The following is a 20348-nucleotide window of genomic DNA, read 5'->3' as shown; positions in this document are numbered from 1 at the left end:
GTTATTCCAAACTACGCCGGGGTAGCTCAATTGGTAGAGCAACTGACTTGTAATCAGTAGGTTGGGGGTTCAAGTCCTCTCGCCGGCACCATTTTCACTATCTACAATTATAAGATAATTTATGCGGGTGTGGCGGAATTGGCAGACGCACCAGACTTAGGATCTGGCGCCGCAAGGCGTGGGGGTTCGACTCCCTTCACCCGCATCATTTAATTTTATATGCGGAAGTAGTTCAGTGGTAGAACACCACCTTGCCAAGGTGGGGGTCGCGGGTTCAAATCCCGTCTTCCGCTTTCTTCAAATGCCGGGGTGGCGGAACTGGCAGACGCACAGGACTTAAAATCCTGCGGTAGGTGACTACCGTACCGGTTCGATTCCGGTCCTCGGCATCATTAATTTCGGGAAGTAGCTCAGCTTGGTAGAGCACTTGGTTTGGGACCAAGGGGTCGCAGGTTCGAATCCTGTCTTCCCGACCATTAAAATTTGGGGCCTTAGCTCAGCTGGGAGAGCGCCTGCTTTGCACGCAGGAGGTCAGCGGTTCGATCCCGCTAGGCTCCACCATAATAAATAATTAGATATTTGGCGGTGTAGCTCAGCTGGCTAGAGCGTACGGTTCATACCCGTAAGGTCGGGGGTTCGATCCCCTCCGCCGCTACCAAAATGAAAATATGCTTCAATTTAAAATGGAGGAATACCCAAGTTTGGCTGAAGGGATCGGTCTTGAAAACCGACAGGCGGGTAACACCGCGCGGGGGTTCGAATCCCTCTTCCTCCTCCAGTTTCTCGTAAAAGTTGTATATGTGGAGGGGTAGCGAAGTGGCTAAACGCGGCGGACTGTAAATCCGCTCCCTCCGGGTTCGGCGGTTCGAATCCGTCCCCCTCCACCACTTTAGGGGCATAGTTTAAAGGTAGAACTAAGGTCTCCAAAACCTTCAGTGTGGGTTCGATTCCTACTGCCCCTGCCATATATTTTATAAATTCCAGATCGCTTGAGGAATTTTGGTATAGATTTATTATTTGCCGGTGTGGCGGAATTGGCAGACGCGCACGACTCAAAATCGTGTTCCTTCTGGAGTGTCGGTTCGACCCCGACCACCGGTATCATTTCATCGATTGTCAAAGCGATGAAGAAAACGTCTCTTACACATAGTAAGAGGCGTTTTTCTATGCATGCGATTTTCACAAAAATATTGAGAAATGCTAAGAAATAATCTGAGAGTAATTAATTTATTGCGGGAAACAAAGTAAGACCTCTAAGATGGTAAAATAACAAATAATATCATATTCGTATATTTCATTTTTTTCAAAGAGGATGGGAAGTCTATATATAAATCTCTACTTTTGGAAGGAGTCCTTCAATGCCTGAGCTCCCAGAAATGGAAAACTATAAAATACGACTAGAGGATAAACTACTGCAACAAGTCATTACAGATGTACAAATCAATCGCGAAAAATCGATTAATCTCCAGCCTGAACTTTTTAAAAATACGGTCCACCGTCAGAAAGTCGTAATGATTATACGGAGAGGTAAGCAGCTACTTTTTCACTTGGAAAATGGGTATGTGCTCCTAGTACATCTCATGTTAGGTGGTTGGATGTTCTTTGGAAGTGAATCGGAAAAACCAAAACGGACGATTCAGGTTAGCCTCTCCTTTGGTGAAGAACATCTCTATTTTATTGGTCTTCGACTAGGCTACTTGCATCTTCTTTCACAAAAGGAAGTAGAAGAAAAACTTGCCCATTTAGGTCCTGAACCATTGGATACAGACTTCAGCTTAAATAAGTTTTTACTGAGGATCAAAACAAAGCATGGGAGATTAAAAACGGCATTGCTTGATCAGGAGTTTATCGCTGGAATCGGTAACTGCTACTCTGCAGAAATTTGCTTTCAAGCCGCCATTAACCCCATAAAAAATATTGATGAAATCACAACAGAGTCTGCTACAAAACTATATCAATCCATGCTCTTGGTCTTAAAGAATGCCATAAAGCATGGAGGATATATGGGAAATCCCGTCCATCATGGAGATACCGTAACCGGTAGATATAATCAACAATGTCAGGTCTATGATAGAGAAGGTCAAAGCTGCCTTCGCTGTGGTGCAATCATTGTACAAACAGTTATTTCATCAAGAAAAACATTTTTTTGTCCCAATTGTCAAACCTAGTTTAAACCTCGTCATCCACCGACGAGGTTTTTTGTTGAAATTTTTTAAAAAGTTATTGTTTCGATTTTAAATTAAATGTAATATACTATATATAAATAAGTATAGCACATTTATAATCTATACATATAATGTAACATGTTTAATGGCTAAGGAGGTGGTAATAATTAAATTAACAAAGCGCCAGGACGAAATCCTACAAATTGTGAAACAAAATGGTCCGATAACAGGTAGAGAAATTGCTGAGAAACTTTCATTAACTCGAGCTGCATTAAGACCAGATCTTGCCATCCTAACGATGTCAGGTAATTTAGATGCGCGTCCTAGAGTAGGTTATTTCTTTAATGAGAAATACCAAGTTAAACGCCAAGTAGAGCGATTTCTTCTTCAAAAAGTAAATGATTATAAGGCAGTCCCGATTGTAGTTGGAAAATCAACCTCCGTTTATGATGCGATTGTTCAGTTATATTTAGAGGATGTTGGTACGCTATATGCAGTAGATACAAATGGTCATTTGGCAGGGGTGATTTCTAGAAAAGACTTGCTCAGAGCTTCACTTGGGAATCGAGATCTTCATGAATTGCCGATTAGTGTCATCATGACAAGAATGCCAAATATCATTACCATTACTCCAGAAGAGACCTTACTGGATGCTGCAAAAAAACTAATCCATAATCACATTGACTCCTTACCAGTTGTGAAAGATGTGGACGGGCCACCGTATACATATTTGCTTGTAGGACGAATTACTAAAACTACAATTACACGGGCCTATTTAGAAGTAATGGAGGAAAAATCAGTTTAAGAGGAGTGGCTTAAATTTTGGTACAGAAAGAAGTTGTCTATGTGGTATCTGACTCCGTTGGTGAAACGGCTGAGTTTGTTGTAAAAGCAGTGGCAACACAATTTAATGGAGGTCAGGTTGATATTCGGAGGAATTCTTATGTAGAAGATTTTGAAGATATTGAAGATGTCATTCTGTTAGCAAAAAAGGCCCATTCTATTATTGCCTATACGATCGTCATTCCATCTTTAAAGGAGTATTTAGATTGTCGTTCTGCTGAAGAAGGCATCATGGCAGTGGACCTACTTAGTCCGCTAATGAATGCATTTGAAACGAAGTTTAATAAGGCGCCACATCACCAGCCAGGTTTAATGAGAAAATTAGATGAAGAGTACTTCCGCAAAATTGAGGCCATTGAATTTGCTGTTAAGTATGATGATGGACGTGATCCGCGGGGGATATTAAAGGCGGATATTGTATTAGTGGGAGTTTCCAGAACCTCAAAAACTCCATTATCGATGTACCTAGCCCATCAACGTTTTAAGGTTGCCAATGTTCCATTAGTTCCTGAGGTGCAACCGCCTGATGAATTGTTTCAAATTCCAAGAAAAAATTGTATTGGGCTAATCATTTCACCGGACAAATTAAATGAAATTCGAAAAGAACGCCTAAAAGCATTAGGTTTGGCAACACAGGCTAATTATGCAAGCTTTGAAAGAATACTTAATGAATTAGATCATGCTGAAAAAGTAATGAAACGTGTAGGCTGTCCTGTCATAGATGTTTCCAACAAAGCAGTGGAAGAAACGGCAGGCTTGATTATAGAGGTACTGAAAAAAGAGAGGAGCTTTTAATAATGGATAAATTTGTTTACTTATTTCATGAGGGAAATGGGAGTATGCGAGATTTACTAGGGGGAAAAGGAGCAAATCTAGCAGAGATGACACGGATTGGTTTACCTGTTCCGTTCGGATTTACGATTACGACACAAGCCTGTAATGCTTACTATGATGCTAGTAAAACGATCCCGACCTTTGTTGAAGAACAAACATTAGAGGCTCTTACTTGTTTAGAGGATAAAATGGATAAAAAACTCGGTGACCCAAATAATCCTTTGCTTGTCTCAGTGCGTTCTGGATCGGTCTTTTCAATGCCGGGAATGATGGATACAATCCTAAATCTTGGGATGAATGATGAAACAGTTATTGGTATGGCAAAACTAACGAATAATCCACGTTTTGCTTATGATTCCTACCGCCGTTTTATTCAAATGTTTAGTAATGTTGTGTTGGAAATAGATACCTTTTATTTTGAACAGTTTTTAGAAGAAACACGGGAGGAAAAGGGCTATTCTTCTGATCCGGAACTGACTTCCGAAGATTGGCAGGAAGTTATCAGTGGTTATAAAGCGATTGTGAAAAAGCATACAAGAAAAGAGTTTCCACAAGACCCTAAGGTGCAGCTATTCCTTGCGATTAATGCTGTTTTTAATTCATGGAATAATCAGCGGGCGATTGTGTATCGCCGCTTGAATAAAATTCCCGATCATCTTGGGACTGCGGTTAACATTCAAAGTATGGTTTTCGGTAATATGGGGAATGACTCTGGAACAGGGGTTGCTTTCACGAGGAATCCTTCCACGGGTGAGCATGTCCTTTATGGAGAATACTTGATTAATGCTCAAGGGGAAGATGTGGTTGCGGGGATTCGGACACCACAACCGATTGCCACTCTAAAAGATGAAATGCCAGGGGTTTTCAACCAATTTTCCGAAATATGTAAACACCTTGAACAGCATTATCAAGAAATGCAGGACATTGAATTTACAGTTGAACGTGGAAAACTATTTATCTTACAAACTCGTAATGGGAAACGGACCGCTCAGGCAGCAATCCGGATCGCAGTTGAAATGGTAAAGGAAGGGATTCTTGATAAAAAGACTGCATTACTGCGAGTAGATCCTGATCAATTAAATCAGCTTTTACACAGTCGGATTGATGATAAATTTGAAAAGCGCATTTTAGCAAAGGGTCTACCAGCCTCACCAGGAGCGGCTACTGGTCAAGTAGTCTTTGACGCAGATGAAGCAGAAAGCTTAAGCAATGATGGTAAAAAAGTAATTCTAGTTAGACCGGAAACAACTCCAGATGATATTCATGGAATTGTTGCCTCGCAAGCAATTGTAACGAGCCGTGGCGGGATGACGAGTCACGCTGCTGTTGTGGCACGAGGTATGGGTAAAGCCTGTATTTGTGGATGTGAAGCATTAAAGATTGATTTAAGAACGAAACAATTTACTGTTGGTGAAACGCTGGTGAATTATGGAGATATTATTACAATTGACGGCTCAACTGGTGAAATTATGCTCGGGGAAATTCCGATGATTGACCCAGAACTATCAGATGAATTCCAACTGTTGCTAGCTTGGGCAGACCAGGAACGGAAAATCGGTGTTCGCGCAAATGCTGATAATCCCGAAGATGCTAAAAAATCATTTGAGTTTGGCGCAGGTGGGATTGGTTTATGTAGAACTGAACATATGTTTATGGATCTGAAGAGGATTCCGATTGTCCAAAAAATGATCTTAGCTGACAATTATGATGAGAGAATGGAAGCCCTTGATCAACTTTTACCTATGCAACAAGGGGATTTTGAAGGGATTTTCGAAGCGATGCAAGGGTTCCCTGTAACGATTCGTTTGCTTGACCCACCACTCCATGAATTTTTACCAGATAAAGAGGAACTATTAGTTGAGGTGGCAAAACTCCAAATCACGGATCCGCAATCGTTTGAATTGAAGAGACAAGAGCAACTGCTCAAAAAGATTCGCCAATTAGATGAATTTAATCCAATGCTTGGCCACCGCGGGTGTCGCCTAGGCATGATTTATCCGGAAATTTATGAAATGCAAGCGAAGGCAATTTTTTATGCGGCAGCAAAGCTTGCTGAAAAAGGGATCCTTGTTGAACCAGAAATTATGATTCCCTTGGTCGGCCATGTGAATGAGTTAAAACATATGCGCCAATTGGTTATTTCGGCAGCCGGGAAGGTCCAGTATGAAACGGGAAGGATGTTTGACTATACAATTGGTACGATGATTGAGATTCCACGGGCTGCCCTAACTGCTGACCAAATCGCGGAGGAAGCGGATTTCTTTTCTTTTGGTACGAATGATTTAACACAAACTACTTTTGGCTATAGTCGGGATGATGCAGAAGGAAAATTCCTGCAGGCCTATATTGAAAATAAAGTCCTTCCAGAAAACCCGTTCGCTGTTCTGGACCAGGAAGGGGTTGGCAAGTTAGTAGAAATGGGCGTCAAACTGGGGCGAGCGACAAAACCAGCATTAAAAACAGGTATTTGCGGGGAACATGGTGGCGAGAAAAGCTCCATTGATTTCTGCTACCGTATGGGTCTAGATTATGTGAGTTGTTCGCCATACCGTGTGCCGCTTGCCCGTTTAGCAGCAGCCCAAGCTACGATTCGTCATGAGGTAAATAAACAAGAAATTTTTACGACAGCCTAAACTAAAAAAGGAAGAGGATGTGTGCAGAGCCGCCATCCTCTTCCTTTTTTAGTTCGGATATCTATCCATTTTCTGCTTATACTATTAAAAAAATGAAAAAAGGAGAATTATATGGGAGCCATTGAACGCAACGGTTATCGGTTTGTACCAGAATTTAGTGTGATTGAGCAAAATGGGGCGATTCATGTGTATAATAGAGAGAACTTTATCGAGGAAATTCACTTTCAGTTTTCTGGGAATTATCCAGAACTGGATCAAATTGAAGATTTAGTTGATCAATATTGCGAGAAACATAACCTATAAAGAACACTTGTTCGGTATCTTAGTACATGCTATAATGTAAAGGCAATAGAATTGATTTCTCAAGGGTGGGTGGCACATCTCCGATGAAGGGGGGTGATGCTTTTGACAGTATTTCAAGCATTGATGTTAGCTGTATCGTTTGCTAGTCTCATTGTCACGGTTCTGTCTTTTCATAAAAAAAAATAATCCACCCTTGAGCCGGCAAGCATAAGCGGTGGATTATTGCCTTTTCGCCGATCCCCGTTCAGGAACCAACTATTGCAGGACCGAGCTATTTTTCATCATACTCGGTCTTTTTTACTATATGATCATGTATACTCACATTATACATAACTTTTTTGAAAAAGGAAAATGAAATTTATAGGAGGGAATAGTATGAATAAATTAACCATTATATACCCTCAAGCGGTCGAACATACCAAAATGAAAGTATATGAAGATATCGACCACTTTTTAGAAACGAAAGAGTCGCTATCAAGTTTTGAGCATTACATTGATGCGCGGTCCCACTATATCGATCAAATTTGGGTAAACGTTTGGTTGAATAAATCAACAAATGATGTACCAAAAAATGAAAAAAAGGATTTTTTAAGCAGTAAAGGATTTGATGTAAAAGGGATTGACCGAAAACTGTTAAATAAACTTTTCCGAGATGAAATGAGAACCTATCAGTCCTTTGATACAATGGGGTGGATTATGGATCAGTTCACTGGTAGCAGTGAACTATGGGAGCAACGTTATCAAAAGGCAAAAATAAATTTTTTAAAACGGGAAGAGCAAAAGAAATTGGATGAACAAAGACAGGTCTTCCGCGGTGAAATCGAAGATACTGCTGCAGCTATTTTGGAAGAAGAATATGACCTTTTCTATTTATCCATTCGCTACTTTGTGGCGAAACAATTAGATGCAGACCTTAAAAACAATGTAAAGTTCCAATCTGTGGATACTTTTGCCCTTGAGGAGAAATTAATTGATCAGGGAGCCTTTAATCCGTCCGCCTACACAACAGTGGCCACATTTTTTGAGGAATTAACAGGTGATATTCATAAGACAGTAAACTGGGGGAGGAGTTTATATGAATATCAAACCTATTTTTTTGTTTATGAAAGTTTAATTTCTGATTATATCTCGGAGCAGATTCCCCAGAAGGTTTTAGAGCAGCTTCCAACAATGCTTAAGGAGACTTTCCTAGAAACTTTCCATGAAGAATTATCAGCATCATTCGTAAAAGGTAGTATCGCCCAGCTTCTTTATGATATTGAGGATTATATTATTGAAGATATTCAGGCTGAATACCTAACAGATTTATTAAAACTAGCCGAAATACCTTTTGATTTGGAGATACATCAGGCTATTTTTGAAAAAGATTTTCAGGAACGAGAGAAAAGGCAAAAAGAAGAACAGGAAGTGCTACTGCGAAAAAAAGAGGCAGAAGAACGGATGATGGCGGATATCTTTGGTGCAGAATATGATCCATCCTTACAACGGCATGTCCGCTATGTCCTTCATATCGGGGAAACCAATACAGGGAAAACTCATCATGCACTCGAAAGAATGAAAGCAGCCACTAGTGGTTTGTATTTGGCACCGCTTCGTTTATTAGCCCTTGAGGTATATGATAAATTGAATGCTGAGGGAACGCCTTGTTCATTAAAAACAGGTGAGGAAGAGAAAATGGTTGAAGGAGCTCAACATATTTCTTGTACAGTAGAAATGTTTCACGAAAAAGACTATTACGAAATGGTAGTTATTGATGAAGCACAAATGATGACTGATAAAGACCGTGGATTTTCTTGGTACAAAGCTATTATGAAAGCCAATGCAAAAGAAGTTCATATCATTGGAAGTAGAAATTCGAAAATGATGCTGCTCCAATTATTAGGTAATGCTGAAATTGAAATTCACGAATACAGTCGTGATACTCCTCTTGAAGTAGAAACAAAAGAATTTCATATTAAACACGTTAAAAAAGGTGATGCACTTATCTGCTTTTCCAGGAGGCGTGTGTTAGAGACAGCTTCACGCCTGCAAAATGATGGACATACGGTCAGTATGATTTACGGGAGTATGCCTCCAGAAACAAGGAAAAAGCAAATTGAGCAATTTAACAAAGGTAAAACAAAGGTAATTGTAGCAACAGATGCCATTGGTATGGGCCTGAATTTGCCGATCCGTCGAATTGTTTTTTTAGAAAATGAAAAGTTCGATGGAACAAGGAGGCGTTTGTTAACTTCACAAGAAGTGAAGCAAATAGCGGGTCGAGCTGGTCGAAAGGGAATTTATGATACTGGAAAGGTCGCATTTACAAGTGATATTAAAAAAATGCGGAACTTATTGTTGCAAGAGGACGAACCGGTTCATACCTTTGCGATTGCACCGACAAATTCAGTGTTTGAACGCTTTCAACACTACCATCATGACTTAGGTACTTTTTTTGAACTATGGGGGAAATTTGAAAGCCCGAAAGGAACGAAGAAGGCATCTCTTGCAGAGGAGAAGTCACTTTATCACGTTATAGCAGGGACTGAGATAGAAGCAAGGCTTTCCTTAATGGATTTGTATGGATTTTTACACCTTCCATTTTCAAAAAATGAACCAGCGCTTACGAAACAATGGGAAGAAACCATGTATGCGATTATCGATGGAAGGGAACTGCCAGAACCAATTGTCAAGGAACGAAGTTTGGAGGATCTCGAGCTCAGCTATAAAGCAGTCGGTCTCCATTTATTATTTTTATATCGATTAGGTGAGCGGACAGAAGCCGTATATTGGGAAAGGCTCCGCGAGGATATAAGTGATCTGGTACAGGATCGTTTAAAAACAGACATCAAAAAATTCGTCAAAAAATGCAAAAACTGTGGAAAAAAATTGCCCTGGGACCATTCTTTTCCTACCTGTGATGCCTGTTATCGAGAAAAATTCCGAAGAAATCGCTATGATGATTAGATGAATCGTCGTTTAACCACGATTTCTCGAGTTCCTGTGTGAACTCGGGTTTTTCTTTCTGTGTAGCAGGAATAATTATCCTAAAATGGAAGCTGATAATAGTAGCTATTAATAAAAGATAGACTCTAAAAATGGAGGCTGGATCAAGATTGAAAAAAAGAACCTTTTACAGAGTTTTCTTTATTTTTACGATGATGACAGTATACTTACCTGGCAATCGTGTTCAGGCTGTTAACAGTACTCTGGGACAACAGCTAAACGATGTCTTAAAGAAAGAACCGGCACTACAAGGAGCCATTGCTGGAATTAGTATCCGTTCTGCTGTAAATGGGGAAGTCCTTTATGATTATCAGGGAAATGTGCGGTTACGACCAGCCTCAAACATGAAACTATTAACAGCTGCTGCGGCTTTAAGTGTGTTAGGCTCCGACTATACCTTCGCGACTGAGGTATATGCGAATGGTCCCGTGAAAAAGCAGGTCTTACAAGGTAATCTATATATAAAAGGAAAAGGCGACCCCACCTTGTTAAAAATGGATTTTGATACACTTGCGTCTGAGGTGAAGAAAAAAGGAATCAAAAAAATAACTGGAGATTTGGTGGCCGATGATTCCTGGTATGATGATGTCCGCTACTCACTCGACCTTCCATGGAGTGATGAAACCACTTATTATGGGGCTCAAATCTCAGCATTAACTGTTTCACCAACAAAAGATTACGATTCAGGTTCCTTGAGGGTGAGCGTAAAGCCAGGATTGATAAATGGAGATCCAGTGCAAATAACGATCACACCAAAAACCAACTATGTTAAAATCATTAACTGTGCTCAAACAGGAGCCATTGATAGTAAAAAGGAAATCACGGTAAAGAGGGAACATGCCAAAAATACGATTACAATCGAAGGAACTTTGCCGCTAAAAAGTAAGCCGACTACCGAATGGATTGGAGTGTGGAATCCAACTACATATGCAAATACCCTTTTTAAGCAATCGTTAGCCCAACAGGGAGTTAAGGTTTTAGGTAAAATAAAACAAGGAACGGTACCGGATACAGCCAGAATGGTGACGAATCATTCATCCATGAGGTTAGCTGACCTACTGGTCCCATTTTTGAAGCTGAGTAATAATGTTCATGCAGAAATGTTGATAAAAGAAATAGGGAAGGTTTCCAAAGGGGAAGGGAGTTGGGATAAGGGTATACCTGTCATGAAGGCAGAAGTGGCAAAATTAGGGGTGAATCCGAGCACATTGGTGATTAGAGATGGTTCTGGAATATCACATGTTGATCTAATTCCAGCTAATCAATTAACACAGCTTTTATTTGCAGTTCAAAAGGAAACGTGGTTTCCTGCCTATTTACATGCCTTGCCAGTCGCTGGTGCTAAGGAAAAAATGGTCGGAGGTTCACTTAGGAATCGGTTAAAAAGCCAAGCTACGATTGGAAAAGTAAAAGCGAAAACAGGGACGATTTCAACTGTTAGTTCTTTATCGGGTTATGTAACAACAAAGAACGGAGAAACTTTGATCTTTTCTATCATGTTAAACAATCTGTTGGATGAAAACAAGGGGAAAGTGCTAGAGGATCGCCTTGTACAAATCATGGCTAATACGTAAGGAGTGGTCCGTAAGAATCAAGTTGACATGGTTTATTCTATAGAATAAGCCACTAAAATGTCCAAAATGAAATAAGTATTTACATATTCATAAAAATAACGCATGGGTTAGCCCATGCGTTATGTATGGTTATGTCACTTTACCACTAGATAGGTTAAGGCATATCATCAAAATTAAACTCGCTTAGTTGATCCATATGACTAGCAATCATGGCAATAATAGTGGTAGCTTCTTCCCTGCTAAAAATGAAATGAGATTCATCCTTGATTAATTCATCATCCGTTGTCCATATTCGGTTGATGCGTTTTAGAACCCCGTCACCAGTTGCTTGGACCACGCCAAACTGATAGGTAACTTCTACCTCATCTTCATGTTTGAAGGCTGTCACTTCAGGGGTTGACCAGTCAACATCAATTTCTTCAAAGATATCATCTTTATTGTCTTGTATTGCTTCATAATCTTCGGATTGACACTCTTCAACATCATTGCCCACTTCTGATTGTAAATAGACGCCATCATCTGTATAGTGATCATCGTCATTGATGTAGTCATGGAGACTAGCATGGACTTCCTCAATAATCTCCTCAATGTCTGAAAGGATGATTTTCGCTGTGTGCCCACTGTCCACATCGAATGTATCAATGTAGAATTCCTCGTTCTGCGGGTCAAAGAAGAGCGTACAGAAATAATCACGGTCTAGTTTTTCCGTATCCGTATCCGCAGTATCGACGAAAAATTCGATCCTTGGATGTTTGGCAGCTCTTTCTATTGTCATTTGGCCAACCTGATCGTATTCTTCACAAATTGATTCTAGGTGCTCCTGCAGTTCAGCACTTACTCTATCAAACCATTCTAACGACATCCAACATCCCATCCTCTCAAAGGTAATCAAGGTTATTATTTCCAATTAAATCAAATTTATGTTTATTCCTCCTTTCATGTTGGACAATAAACTTGGTATATTTTTTTCTAGCATCATTCATCTTCTCTTTATCATTTACTCATTTTTATGAGCACATCGTAGTGGTTTTTAAACACTATATGGTACTATTTATTTATGAAAGGAAACGAGGTGTTAACATGAAAATTGAAGTTTGGTCTGATTATGTATGTCCGTTTTGTTATATTGGGAAACGTCGTTTAGAAGAGGCGCTAGAACAATTTCCACATAAAGATCAGGTTGTGGTAGAATTCAAGAGCTTTGAACTTGATCCAAATTCGCCCAAAAATAGTGGTGAGAATATTCATGAAGTATTAGCTAAAAAGTATGGAATAAGTGTGGAACAAGCAAAACAAGCCAACCATGATATGAGGAAGAACGCTGCCACTGTTGGTTTAACTTTTCATTTTGATGAGATGAAACCAACCAATACGTTTGATGCCCATCGTCTGGCAAAGTTTGCGAAAACACAAGGAAAAGAGCCTGCGCTTTCTGAAAAGATTCTTCACGCTTATTTCACAGATTCAAAAAATATTGGTGATCATGAGACATTAGCAGACCTAGCAGAGGATTCAGGTTTAAACCGCCAAGAATCATTACATGTCTTACAAGATACAACTGCCTATGCAAATGAAGTTAGGGCAGATGAAGGAATAGCTCAGCAGTATCAAATCGGCGGTGTCCCCTATTTTATTATTAATTCAAAATACGCTATTTCAGGAGCACAACCGTTGGAAACCTTCAAAGGGGCCTTACAAAAGGTTTGGGAAGAGGAATCTCCTAAACCAGTTCTCCAAAATCTCTCTACAGAAGATGATCTCAGTTGTGTCGATGGCAATTGTGTAATTCCTGAAAAAGAATAGCTAATAAAAAGAAGGGAAGAGAGGCGTTGGCCTCTTTTCCCTCTTTATTTGCCTTGACGAATTCTTAACTCCAACATATTCCCATCTTCCCAACAACTATTCAAATGCAGGTTCCTATGTGGAAGGACTTTCCATCCTGACCATTTGTTTAAAGTAGGATTAGTAACAGTTGCATTTCGGTAAGCAGGAGAATGATCTTGAGTAGCATCATTTCTACTTGAGTTTTCTTGGGATGTGATTGGTACTTCTGATGTTCTCTGCACTTGGCCAGGTGCATGGAACATAAAATCACCGAAACCCCGCCATTTTAATTCATCCACAGCTCGGTCAATATCTTCTGGTGTATATTCACTCATATTTAGCACCTCCTTTAAGCCTAGAAAAAGGGAGATCGAAACCAAGCTTCTATTTTATTCATAAATCTCTCTACTTTTACTAATTTACGCCAAAACGGTTGTCCTTGGTTGGGGTAACAGCCTATGAAATAAAAAAATGATACATAGCAAAAAAGGGGAAAACTAATGGAAAGCGAATGTTTTTTTTCAATTAATGCTTTTTATTGAAAAGAATGCAAATAATAGTGGGAAAGTACTATTTGGAGGCTTATCATTCAATGAAGGAAAATACACTATATTTTTTACTTGTGATTTTATCCATCATGACATCGATAGTTTTTTCCTTCACAGCCTATGGTCTTTTAGCTAGGGTAAAAGGGGTTATTAATAAACAGAAGAATAGATGGCTAATAAGCGGTGCAATTCTTTTAGTAATGGAAATTTCGTTTCTACTTTTTAGTGAAATATTCTCGCTTTCTTTGCCTTATACGATTGAACATCGAAGGTTAATGGTTTTAATTGCCTTGTTTGTTTCTTTGCTGTCGTCCATTGCTTCATTTTTATTTATTGTTTCTTTTGATCGTAAGTTTTCAGAACAGTCCCAGAAAATCCTATTACATGAACAATATTACCAATCACTATTTGAAGAAAATCCAGACCCTATTTTAACATTTGATTTGGAAGGAAAAATATTAAATGCAAATAAGGCAGTACATGATTATGGTTTTACGATCAAGGAAATAATCAATAAACCATTCACTTTCTTCTTGGTGCCAAAAGATATCGATTCAACAGTTGAACACTTTATCAACACTACAAAAGGAATAGCTTGCACCTATGAGTGCAGGATGATTGATAAAAAGGGACAGAAAAGAGAACTAAGTGCGACAAACATCCCGATTTATCTGCGTGGAAAAATAATTGGTGTATATGGAATCATAAAAGATTTAACACAGCATAAAAAGGCACAAAAAGACTTAATGGAGGCAGAAGCAAAATATCGGATCTTAGTGGAGAATTCCTTAGTGGGGGTTTATATTATTCTGGAAGAGAAATTCGTTTATGTGAATCCGAGATTATGTGAAATTGGCGGCTATAGTCGTAACGAATTAATGGAACTTAACTTAGTAGACACGATTGTTCCAGAGGACATACCTATTGTATTAGAAACTATAAAGAAATTATCTTTAAATGAAATATCGACAAGTACGTACCAATATCGAGCAATTCGAAAAGACAGAAGTATAGTATATCTCGAGATATTTGCTTCTAAAATTGAATATAATGGAAAGGCAGCCATTATTGGGACAGTCATTGATATTACCAAAAGAATTAGAACTGAAAAAATAATTAAACATATGGCATATCATGACCAATTAACAGGCTTACCTAATAGGTATTTATTCTGTGAAAAAATTAATGATGTAGTACGAAACTCAAAGGAATTCAATAAGCACTTCGCTATTTTGTTCATGGATTTAGACCGTTTTAAAACAATTAACGATACCTTAGGTCATGAACTTGGGGATCGGTTATTAATTGAATTTGGAAAAGGTTTAAAAAGCTGTATTAAGGCAACCGATATTGTCTCTAGATATGGAGGCGATGAATTTGCTATTCTACTTCCAGATTCAAATGCTATCAGGGCTTTAAAGGTGTCGGGTAAAATATTAGCACATTTTTCCGTCCCAATTGAACTAGATCCCCATGAGATTTTAGTGACTCCCAGTATTGGTATAAGTATCTTCCCAGAACACGGTGAAAACTTTGATACACTAATTAAAAATGCTGATTTGGCGATGTATCATGCTAAAAATCACCATTTGAAAAATATTCAATTTTTTTCAGATATAATCAAAAGTCAGTATCAGCATGAAATGAATGTAGAATTGGAACTACGTAAAGCGATTGAACAAGAAGAATTTATTCTATATTACCAGCCTCTGATCGACTTAGAAACCAATCAAATCATAGGGGCAGAAGCCTTAATTAGATGGGAGCACCCTGTAAAAGGATTGATATCACCTGCCAATTTTATCTCTATCGCAGAAGAATCCGGTTTAATCATTCCGATTGGGGAATGGGTCATCCAAACGGCATGCAGGCAGAATAAAGATTGGCAGCTGGCTGGCTTCCCATTAATAAAAATAGCGGTAAACATTTCTGCAAAGCAATTCTTTCAATCCAATTTGGTAGAACTTATTCAAGATGTTTTGGAAAAAAACATGTTGGAGCCAAAATGGTTGGAACTTGAAATCACGGAAAGTATGACGATGGACATAGATGGTGCGCTATCGACCATGATGGAGCTAAAAAAGCTGGGCGTCAAGATGAGCATTGACGATTTTGGCTCGGGGTATAGTTCACTAAATTATCTTAAAACATTTCCCATCGATACATTGAAAATAGACCAGTCCTTTATTCGGGAGTGTACTTCCGATCCGAATGATGAAACGATCGTAAAAACAATCATTGCCATGGCGCATAATTTAAACCTTCAAGTGATTGCTGAAGGAGTGGAGACAAAAGAGCAGGTGGACTTCCTCCGTCAGCAAATGTGCACAATGGTTCAAGGATATTATTATAGTAAGCCTGTCCCTGCCCAAGAATTTGAAAAATTACTACAAAATGAAGAGAAGAGGGGCAGGGGAAAATAGCAAATATAAAAAAACGGGCAAGCTTTGCCCGTTTTTTATAGATGATACGCTCGGTATTAGGTTGACTTTTTCACTCTTTTTAGGACTTTATATTCAAAATCAGGATGATCGATATCCAACCCCATTATTTCATTTCTAAAGGACTTGAATCGTCCGTTCTCCACTTCCAGCGTAAAATATCCTCTTTCACTCAATAAGTTAATATCTCCGATAATATTTTTCCTACTGATTGGATCATACAAATTAATTAAATTAGGGTTACTTGGATGTGGTTTAAATCGGCAACCATGCTCAATACAAACTCTAACAATGTTTCTTACCTTTGGATGTGCGATCCTGTCTATTTTCTTACTTAATTCAGTTCCAACCATAGCGGTCACTCTCCTTTCCCATCTGAAAACAATATGCAGTGAGAAAGAAAATTATTCTACTCTGATTGTCGTATTTGTTTACCAAACCAAACTACTTTTTTCGAACAAAGCAGTAGTCTTCATTCTTTTGTGAACACTTTTGTACTTCTTATTGTATCAATGGGACGTACATATTGTTCAATTTGTTCCCTTTTAGGTTCTAGGAAGGGTGGTAAAGATAATTTTTCACCAAGTGTTTCATATGGTTCATCCCCCATAAATCCAGGACCATCAGTCGCAAATTCAAATAATATTTGTGGGGCAACCCTTACATACAAGGAACCGAAAAAGTAGCGATCAACAAAACCAGACGTATGGAAACCAAAGCCTTCCATACGACCAATCCATTCTTCTAATTCTGTACGGTTTTCGACCCGGAAGGCTGCATGGTGGACAGTCCCAAAGCCTTGTCGTGCCTGTGGGAGAACATCATTATATTCGACCACCACTTGTGCACCATTGCCACCTTCACCCACTTCAAACAAATGGAAGGACCCTTCTTGATCAATTTCTTTAAACATCAGAACTTTTTCCAACATTTCTTTAAAATAATCAAAGTTAGCTACCCGAACAAAAATGGGACCTAAACCGCTAATAGCAAAATGGAATGGAATCGGTCCATTTTGCCATGGAGTGCCTGCGCTGACACCTTTATTATGTTCATCTGAAATCAATTGATAGTGCTGATCATCAAAATCAACGAAAGATAACGACTTTGTTCCAAATTGTTCTTTTATGCCTGTATGTTTCACATTTAGTTGTTCGAACCGTTTAACCCAATAATCTAGAGCTGCATCACTGGGAACCCGAAAGGATGTTTTTGAAATCTCATTAGTACCATGTACGCCTTTTGGAATACCCGGGAAGTCGAAAAAAGTCATATCCGTTCCTGGGCTTCCTGTATCATCAGCAAAAAATAGGTGATAGGTTTGAATATCATCTTGATTGACAGTTTTTTTCACTAAGCGCATTCCTAAAACATATGTGAAAAATTCATAGTTTTTTTCAGCACTGCTCGTAATGGCAGTCACATGGTGAATTCCTTTAAGTTGGCTCATTTAAATCGCTCCTATTAAATAATTTATTCAGCCTACATGAAGTATTCCTTAAACAAGCAGTAACACTCTATTATGAAGGTGAGGAGTGATTAAAAAAACAATCCCCACCTACAGTTTTGCTAAAAATAGTGAATATACCTTTAATTAAAACATCTTTAATTCGAGATAAATGTACCATGAATATAAATAATTGTCAAATAGCTGTGTAAAGAAACTATTAACGTGATTCCGTCTTGTCTTAAAGTTTTCACAATTAAAAGCGTACTAATGATGTTAATCACAAACAAACCGTATTTGACATGGTAAGGTATTAATAAAATAACTAGTAAACAGCAATGTTAAAGGAGAATCTGAAATGAGTGAGTTCATTAATAACCGCGAACAACTAGCATCTAACAATCCCGATCGTTTAGTGATATTAAAACAAATTTTTCAAGACCTTTATAACGGAAGGAATTTAGACGAAGTAAAAGCACATTATGATGCCTTTATTGGGACTATTACAGTGGATGAAATTGCACAACTTCAGCATATTTTTGCTGAAGAGAAAAGTATTCCAACAGAAGATATAAAACAAATTTATTCACAGCATTCAGAAATATTTCACAGTTTTATTGAAAAAGGTACGAGTAATCAAAAGGAACAGCCTGAGGATCAACCAGGACATCCTGTTCACACCTTTAAACTTGAAAATAGAGAAATCGAAAGATTACTTCAATCACAAGTAGAAATGCATGTAGCCAAATTTTTAGAGGAAGATTCACATGAACATGTTTTCCATCTCATTGAAGATTTAAATCTTTTACTTGATATCGATAAGCACTATAGCCGCAAAGAAAATTTGATTTTTCCTTATTTAGAGAAATACGGAATCTATGGACCTACAACCAATATGTGGAGAATTGATGATTTTATCCGCGACGCCATTAAAGAGGCAAAGCAAAAGTTGCAGACATATGATGGGGAAAAACAACCTGTTTTACAGATACTCCAATTTATCATTCAAGAAGTTAAGGGGATGATTTACAAAGAAGAACATATTCTTTTTCCAATGGCCCTGAAAAACTTAACGGAAGATGAGTGGGTGAAGATCGCTCATGAAAGTGATCAAATTGGTTATTGCTTATCTGCTCCTTCGGAGGAGTGGAAGCCTGAAAGAAAGGGTTTAGACGAAAAAACCATTTCAGAAGGATTGATTAAGATGGAAACAGGCATTTTATCATTAAAACAGCTTGAACTGGTATTAAATCATTTGCCAGTTGACATAACCTTCATTGATCATGAAGATGTCGTTCGTTATTTCTCACATGGAAAAGAAAGAATTTTTGCCAGGACCAAGGCGATTATAGGACGAACTGTACAGAATTGCCACCCACCAAGAAGTGTCCATGTTGTTGAAGACCTACTAGCGGATTTTAAGGCAGGGAGGAAGGACAGTGAGGACTTTTGGATTCAGTTCAAGGATAAATATGTCTATATACGTTATTTTGCAGTTCGTGATGAAAAAGGAACGTATATCGGGACACTAGAATTCACGCAAAATATTGCTCCTATTAAAGTAATTGATGGGGAAAAACGAATTCTAGCATAAGAGAAAAAACTTATCATTCGTAAAATTATTTGTTTTCAATCATTAACATGGTAAACTTATAAAAATATAGAGTGATAGGAGAGATTTTCGTTGATTAAAGCAGTTTTTTTCGATTTAGATGATACCCTGCTATGGGATCAAAAAAGTATAAAAACGGCGTTTGCCGCAACCTGTAAAGTTGCAGAAGAACGGTATGGAGTGGATGCTAGACAGCTAGAGGAGGCTGTTCGGGCTGCTGCTAGGGATTTATATACCTCCTATGAATTTTATCCCTTTACGCAAATGATCGGGATTAATCCATTCGAAGGATTATGGGGCAATTTTCTGGACAATCATCATGATCAATTTAGAAAAATGAAAGAGACCGTTCCTGCTTATCGAAGGAATGCCTGGACAGCTGGATTAAAAACCATAGGTGTAGAAGACCTTGACTTTGGTTACGAATTGGCTGAACGATTTCCTCAGGAACGGTGCCAGGCACCATTTGTCTACGAAGAAACTTTTGCAATATTAGATAGTCTAAAAGATGATTACCAGCTTCTTCTGTTGACAAATGGCTCACCTGATTTACAAAATACTAAATTGGCGATTACGCCCGAGTTAATACCATATTTTGATCATATCGTGATCTCTGGTGATTTTGGGAGAGGAAAACCCGATCCAGCCATATTTGAACATGCGCTTTCATTGAATTCGTTATCAAGGGAGGAAGTTCTCATGGTTGGGGATAATTTGATGACAGATATACTTGGTGCGAATCGTGCTGGGATCAAAACGATCTGGATTAACCGCGACAACAAAGAACGTAGTGAAATCATCCCTACATATGAAATAAATCATTTGCAAGAACTTACCCGTATTTTAGAAGAAATGAGTTAATCAAATAGAAGGATGAAAATAAGAATGTAAAAAGGCTTTTGTTTAATCAAAAGTCTTTTTTGATGAATAAAATAATTATTTCAAAATGACTTTTCTTTGAAGTTAAAAATAGAGTTTTCTTAAATGAGATTCTTTGTCTTCTTGTAATACCTGTGTTCTTTCTTATATTGAATTGTCTAAAAAGTTCTTAAATTAGGTTGAAATTTGCTGTGGTGAATAGTATTATTAGTCACGGACTATATCAATTAAAATAGTAATATAAATCAGGATGGGGCAGA

16 protein-coding genes and 11 tRNA genes are annotated in these 20348 nt (G+C 38.4%); 23 read left to right on the top strand and 4 right to left on the bottom strand.

The annotated features are described in order from the left end of the window. The first annotated feature begins 15 nt into the window (after positions 1–15). The 19 genes from TY15_RS17185 to dacB all read left to right on the top strand — a co-directional run bounded on the left by TY15_RS17185 (position 16) and on the right by dacB (position 11337). Positions 16–91 (top strand) — tRNA-Thr (locus TY15_RS17185). Positions 92–123: 32 nt separating this feature from the next. Continuing rightward, positions 124–205, top strand: a tRNA-Leu gene (locus tag TY15_RS17180). A 16-nt stretch (positions 206–221) separates the two neighbouring features. Next, positions 222–293, top strand: a tRNA-Gly gene (locus TY15_RS17175). 10 nt (positions 294–303) lie between these two features. After that, positions 304–389 (top strand) — tRNA-Leu (locus tag TY15_RS17170). 10 nt (positions 390–399) lie between these two features. Beyond that, positions 400–476: transfer RNA gene (locus TY15_RS17165), tRNA-Pro, on the top strand. A 9-nt stretch (positions 477–485) separates the two neighbouring features. After that, positions 486–561 (top strand) — tRNA-Ala (locus TY15_RS17160). Between the two features lie 20 nt (positions 562–581). Continuing rightward, positions 582–658: transfer RNA gene (locus TY15_RS17155), tRNA-Met, on the top strand. Between the two features lie 27 nt (positions 659–685). After that, positions 686–778, top strand: a tRNA-Ser gene (locus TY15_RS17150). A 24-nt stretch (positions 779–802) separates the two neighbouring features. Then, positions 803–887: transfer RNA gene (locus tag TY15_RS17145), tRNA-Tyr, on the top strand. 4 nt (positions 888–891) lie between these two features. Continuing rightward, a tRNA-Trp gene (locus TY15_RS17140) sits at positions 892–965 on the top strand. 54 nt (positions 966–1019) lie between these two features. Then, positions 1020–1101: transfer RNA gene (locus TY15_RS17135), tRNA-Leu, on the top strand. 257 nt (positions 1102–1358) lie between these two features. Further along, on the top strand, positions 1359–2168 hold the full coding sequence (gene mutM / locus TY15_RS17130) for a DNA-formamidopyrimidine glycosylase (RefSeq protein ID WP_040208802.1): 810 nt from the start codon (positions 1359–1361) through the stop codon (positions 2166–2168). Positions 2169–2310: 142 nt separating this feature from the next. Continuing rightward, positions 2311–2970 (top strand): transcriptional regulator CcpN, encoded by a 660-nt coding sequence (gene ccpN, locus TY15_RS17125; protein ID WP_040208803.1) that lies wholly within the window; start codon positions 2311–2313, stop codon positions 2968–2970. 17 nt (positions 2971–2987) lie between these two features. Further along, positions 2988–3803, top strand: coding sequence for a pyruvate, water dikinase regulatory protein (locus TY15_RS17120; protein ID WP_040208804.1), 816 nt, complete (start codon positions 2988–2990; stop codon positions 3801–3803). Between the two features lie 2 nt (positions 3804–3805). After that, on the top strand, positions 3806–6475 hold the full coding sequence (gene ppdK / locus TY15_RS17115) for a pyruvate, phosphate dikinase (RefSeq protein ID WP_040208806.1): 2670 nt from the start codon (positions 3806–3808) through the stop codon (positions 6473–6475). Positions 6476–6586: 111 nt separating this feature from the next. Then, positions 6587–6778, top strand: coding sequence for a YbxH family protein (locus TY15_RS17110; protein WP_040208807.1), 192 nt, complete (start codon positions 6587–6589; stop codon positions 6776–6778). A gap of 96 nt (positions 6779–6874) precedes the next feature. Then, positions 6875–6964: a putative holin-like toxin gene (locus TY15_RS25375; protein ID WP_222860763.1), complete on the top strand. Its 90-nt coding sequence runs from the start codon at positions 6875–6877 to the stop codon at positions 6962–6964. A 189-nt stretch (positions 6965–7153) separates the two neighbouring features. Next, the gene (locus TY15_RS17105) at positions 7154–9724 is read left to right on the top strand and encodes a DEAD/DEAH box helicase (protein WP_040208808.1); all 2571 of its coding nucleotides are present in this window, start codon (positions 7154–7156) and stop codon (positions 9722–9724) included. Positions 9725–9873: 149 nt separating this feature from the next. Next, a complete protein-coding gene (dacB, locus tag TY15_RS17100) occupies positions 9874–11337 on the top strand; it encodes a D-alanyl-D-alanine carboxypeptidase/D-alanyl-D-alanine endopeptidase (RefSeq protein ID WP_040208809.1) in 1464 nt (487 codons plus the stop codon). Positions 11338–11491: 154 nt separating this feature from the next. Here the strand turns inward: dacB and TY15_RS17095 are convergent, their stop codons facing one another. Further along, the gene (locus TY15_RS17095) at positions 11492–12199 is read right to left on the bottom strand and encodes a hypothetical protein (protein ID WP_040208811.1); all 708 of its coding nucleotides are present in this window, start codon (positions 12197–12199) and stop codon (positions 11492–11494) included. A 218-nt stretch (positions 12200–12417) separates the two neighbouring features. Here TY15_RS17095 and TY15_RS17090 point away from each other — a divergent pair, with 218 nt between their 5' ends. Next, positions 12418–13140, top strand: a complete 723-nt coding sequence (locus TY15_RS17090; protein WP_040208812.1) for a DsbA family oxidoreductase — start codon at positions 12418–12420, stop codon at positions 13138–13140. 44 nt (positions 13141–13184) lie between these two features. On the opposite strand, the gene TY15_RS17085 is transcribed toward TY15_RS17090, so the two are convergent. Continuing rightward, a complete protein-coding gene (locus TY15_RS17085; RefSeq protein WP_040208813.1) occupies positions 13185–13496 on the bottom strand; it encodes a CotG/ExsB N-terminal domain-containing protein in 312 nt (103 codons plus the stop codon). A gap of 257 nt (positions 13497–13753) precedes the next feature. Here TY15_RS17085 and TY15_RS17080 point away from each other — a divergent pair, with 257 nt between their 5' ends. Then, positions 13754–16132 (top strand): sensor domain-containing protein, encoded by a 2379-nt coding sequence (locus TY15_RS17080; RefSeq protein ID WP_052353819.1) that lies wholly within the window; start codon positions 13754–13756, stop codon positions 16130–16132. A gap of 56 nt (positions 16133–16188) precedes the next feature. Here the strand turns inward: TY15_RS17080 and TY15_RS17075 are convergent, their stop codons facing one another. Both TY15_RS17075 and TY15_RS17070 read right to left on the bottom strand, forming a co-directional pair. After that, positions 16189–16503, bottom strand: a complete 315-nt coding sequence (locus TY15_RS17075; protein ID WP_040208814.1) for a hypothetical protein — start codon at positions 16501–16503, stop codon at positions 16189–16191. A gap of 119 nt (positions 16504–16622) precedes the next feature. Further along, positions 16623–17600 carry a ring-cleaving dioxygenase gene (locus TY15_RS17070; protein WP_040208816.1) on the bottom strand — a complete coding sequence of 326 codons (978 nt, stop codon included), beginning with the start codon at positions 17598–17600 and terminating at the stop codon, positions 16623–16625. A 355-nt stretch (positions 17601–17955) separates the two neighbouring features. Between TY15_RS17070 and TY15_RS17065 the strand changes: the two genes are divergently transcribed. Beyond that, positions 17956–19191, top strand: coding sequence for a DUF438 domain-containing protein (locus tag TY15_RS17065; RefSeq protein ID WP_040208817.1), 1236 nt, complete (start codon positions 17956–17958; stop codon positions 19189–19191). A gap of 90 nt (positions 19192–19281) precedes the next feature. Then, positions 19282–20070: an HAD family hydrolase gene (locus TY15_RS17060; protein WP_040208818.1), complete on the top strand. Its 789-nt coding sequence runs from the start codon at positions 19282–19284 to the stop codon at positions 20068–20070. Positions 20071–20348: the final 278 nt, after the last annotated feature.

It is taken from the genome of Neobacillus jeddahensis, assembly GCF_000612625.1.
GTDB lineage: Bacteria > Bacillota > Bacilli > Bacillales > Cytobacillaceae > Neobacillus > Neobacillus jeddahensis.
This window is presented reverse-complemented; position numbering and strand designations above follow the sequence as displayed.

Coding starts and splice junctions, on each gene's coding strand:
- TY15_RS17080 (WP_052353819.1), top strand. CDS start 13,754: ATGAAGGAAAATACACTATATTTTTTACTTGTGATTTTATCCATCATG.
- TY15_RS17075 (WP_040208814.1), bottom strand. CDS start 16,503: ATGGTTGGAACTGAATTAAGTAAGAAAATAGACAGGATCGCACATCCA.
- ccpN (WP_040208803.1), top strand. CDS start 2,311: ATGGCTAAGGAGGTGGTAATAATTAAATTAACAAAGCGCCAGGACGAA.
- TY15_RS17065 (WP_040208817.1), top strand. CDS start 17,956: ATGAGTGAGTTCATTAATAACCGCGAACAACTAGCATCTAACAATCCC.
- TY15_RS17095 (WP_040208811.1), bottom strand. CDS start 12,199: ATGTCGTTAGAATGGTTTGATAGAGTAAGTGCTGAACTGCAGGAGCAC.
- TY15_RS17105 (WP_040208808.1), top strand. CDS start 7,154: ATGAATAAATTAACCATTATATACCCTCAAGCGGTCGAACATACCAAA.
- TY15_RS17085 (WP_040208813.1), bottom strand. CDS start 13,496: ATGAGTGAATATACACCAGAAGATATTGACCGAGCTGTGGATGAATTA.
- TY15_RS25375 (WP_222860763.1), top strand. CDS start 6,875: ATGCTTTTGACAGTATTTCAAGCATTGATGTTAGCTGTATCGTTTGCT.
- TY15_RS17090 (WP_040208812.1), top strand. CDS start 12,418: ATGAAAATTGAAGTTTGGTCTGATTATGTATGTCCGTTTTGTTATATT.
- ppdK (WP_040208806.1), top strand. CDS start 3,806: ATGGATAAATTTGTTTACTTATTTCATGAGGGAAATGGGAGTATGCGA.
- TY15_RS17070 (WP_040208816.1), bottom strand. CDS start 17,600: ATGAGCCAACTTAAAGGAATTCACCATGTGACTGCCATTACGAGCAGT.
- mutM (WP_040208802.1), top strand. CDS start 1,359: ATGCCTGAGCTCCCAGAAATGGAAAACTATAAAATACGACTAGAGGAT.
- TY15_RS17110 (WP_040208807.1), top strand. CDS start 6,587: ATGGGAGCCATTGAACGCAACGGTTATCGGTTTGTACCAGAATTTAGT.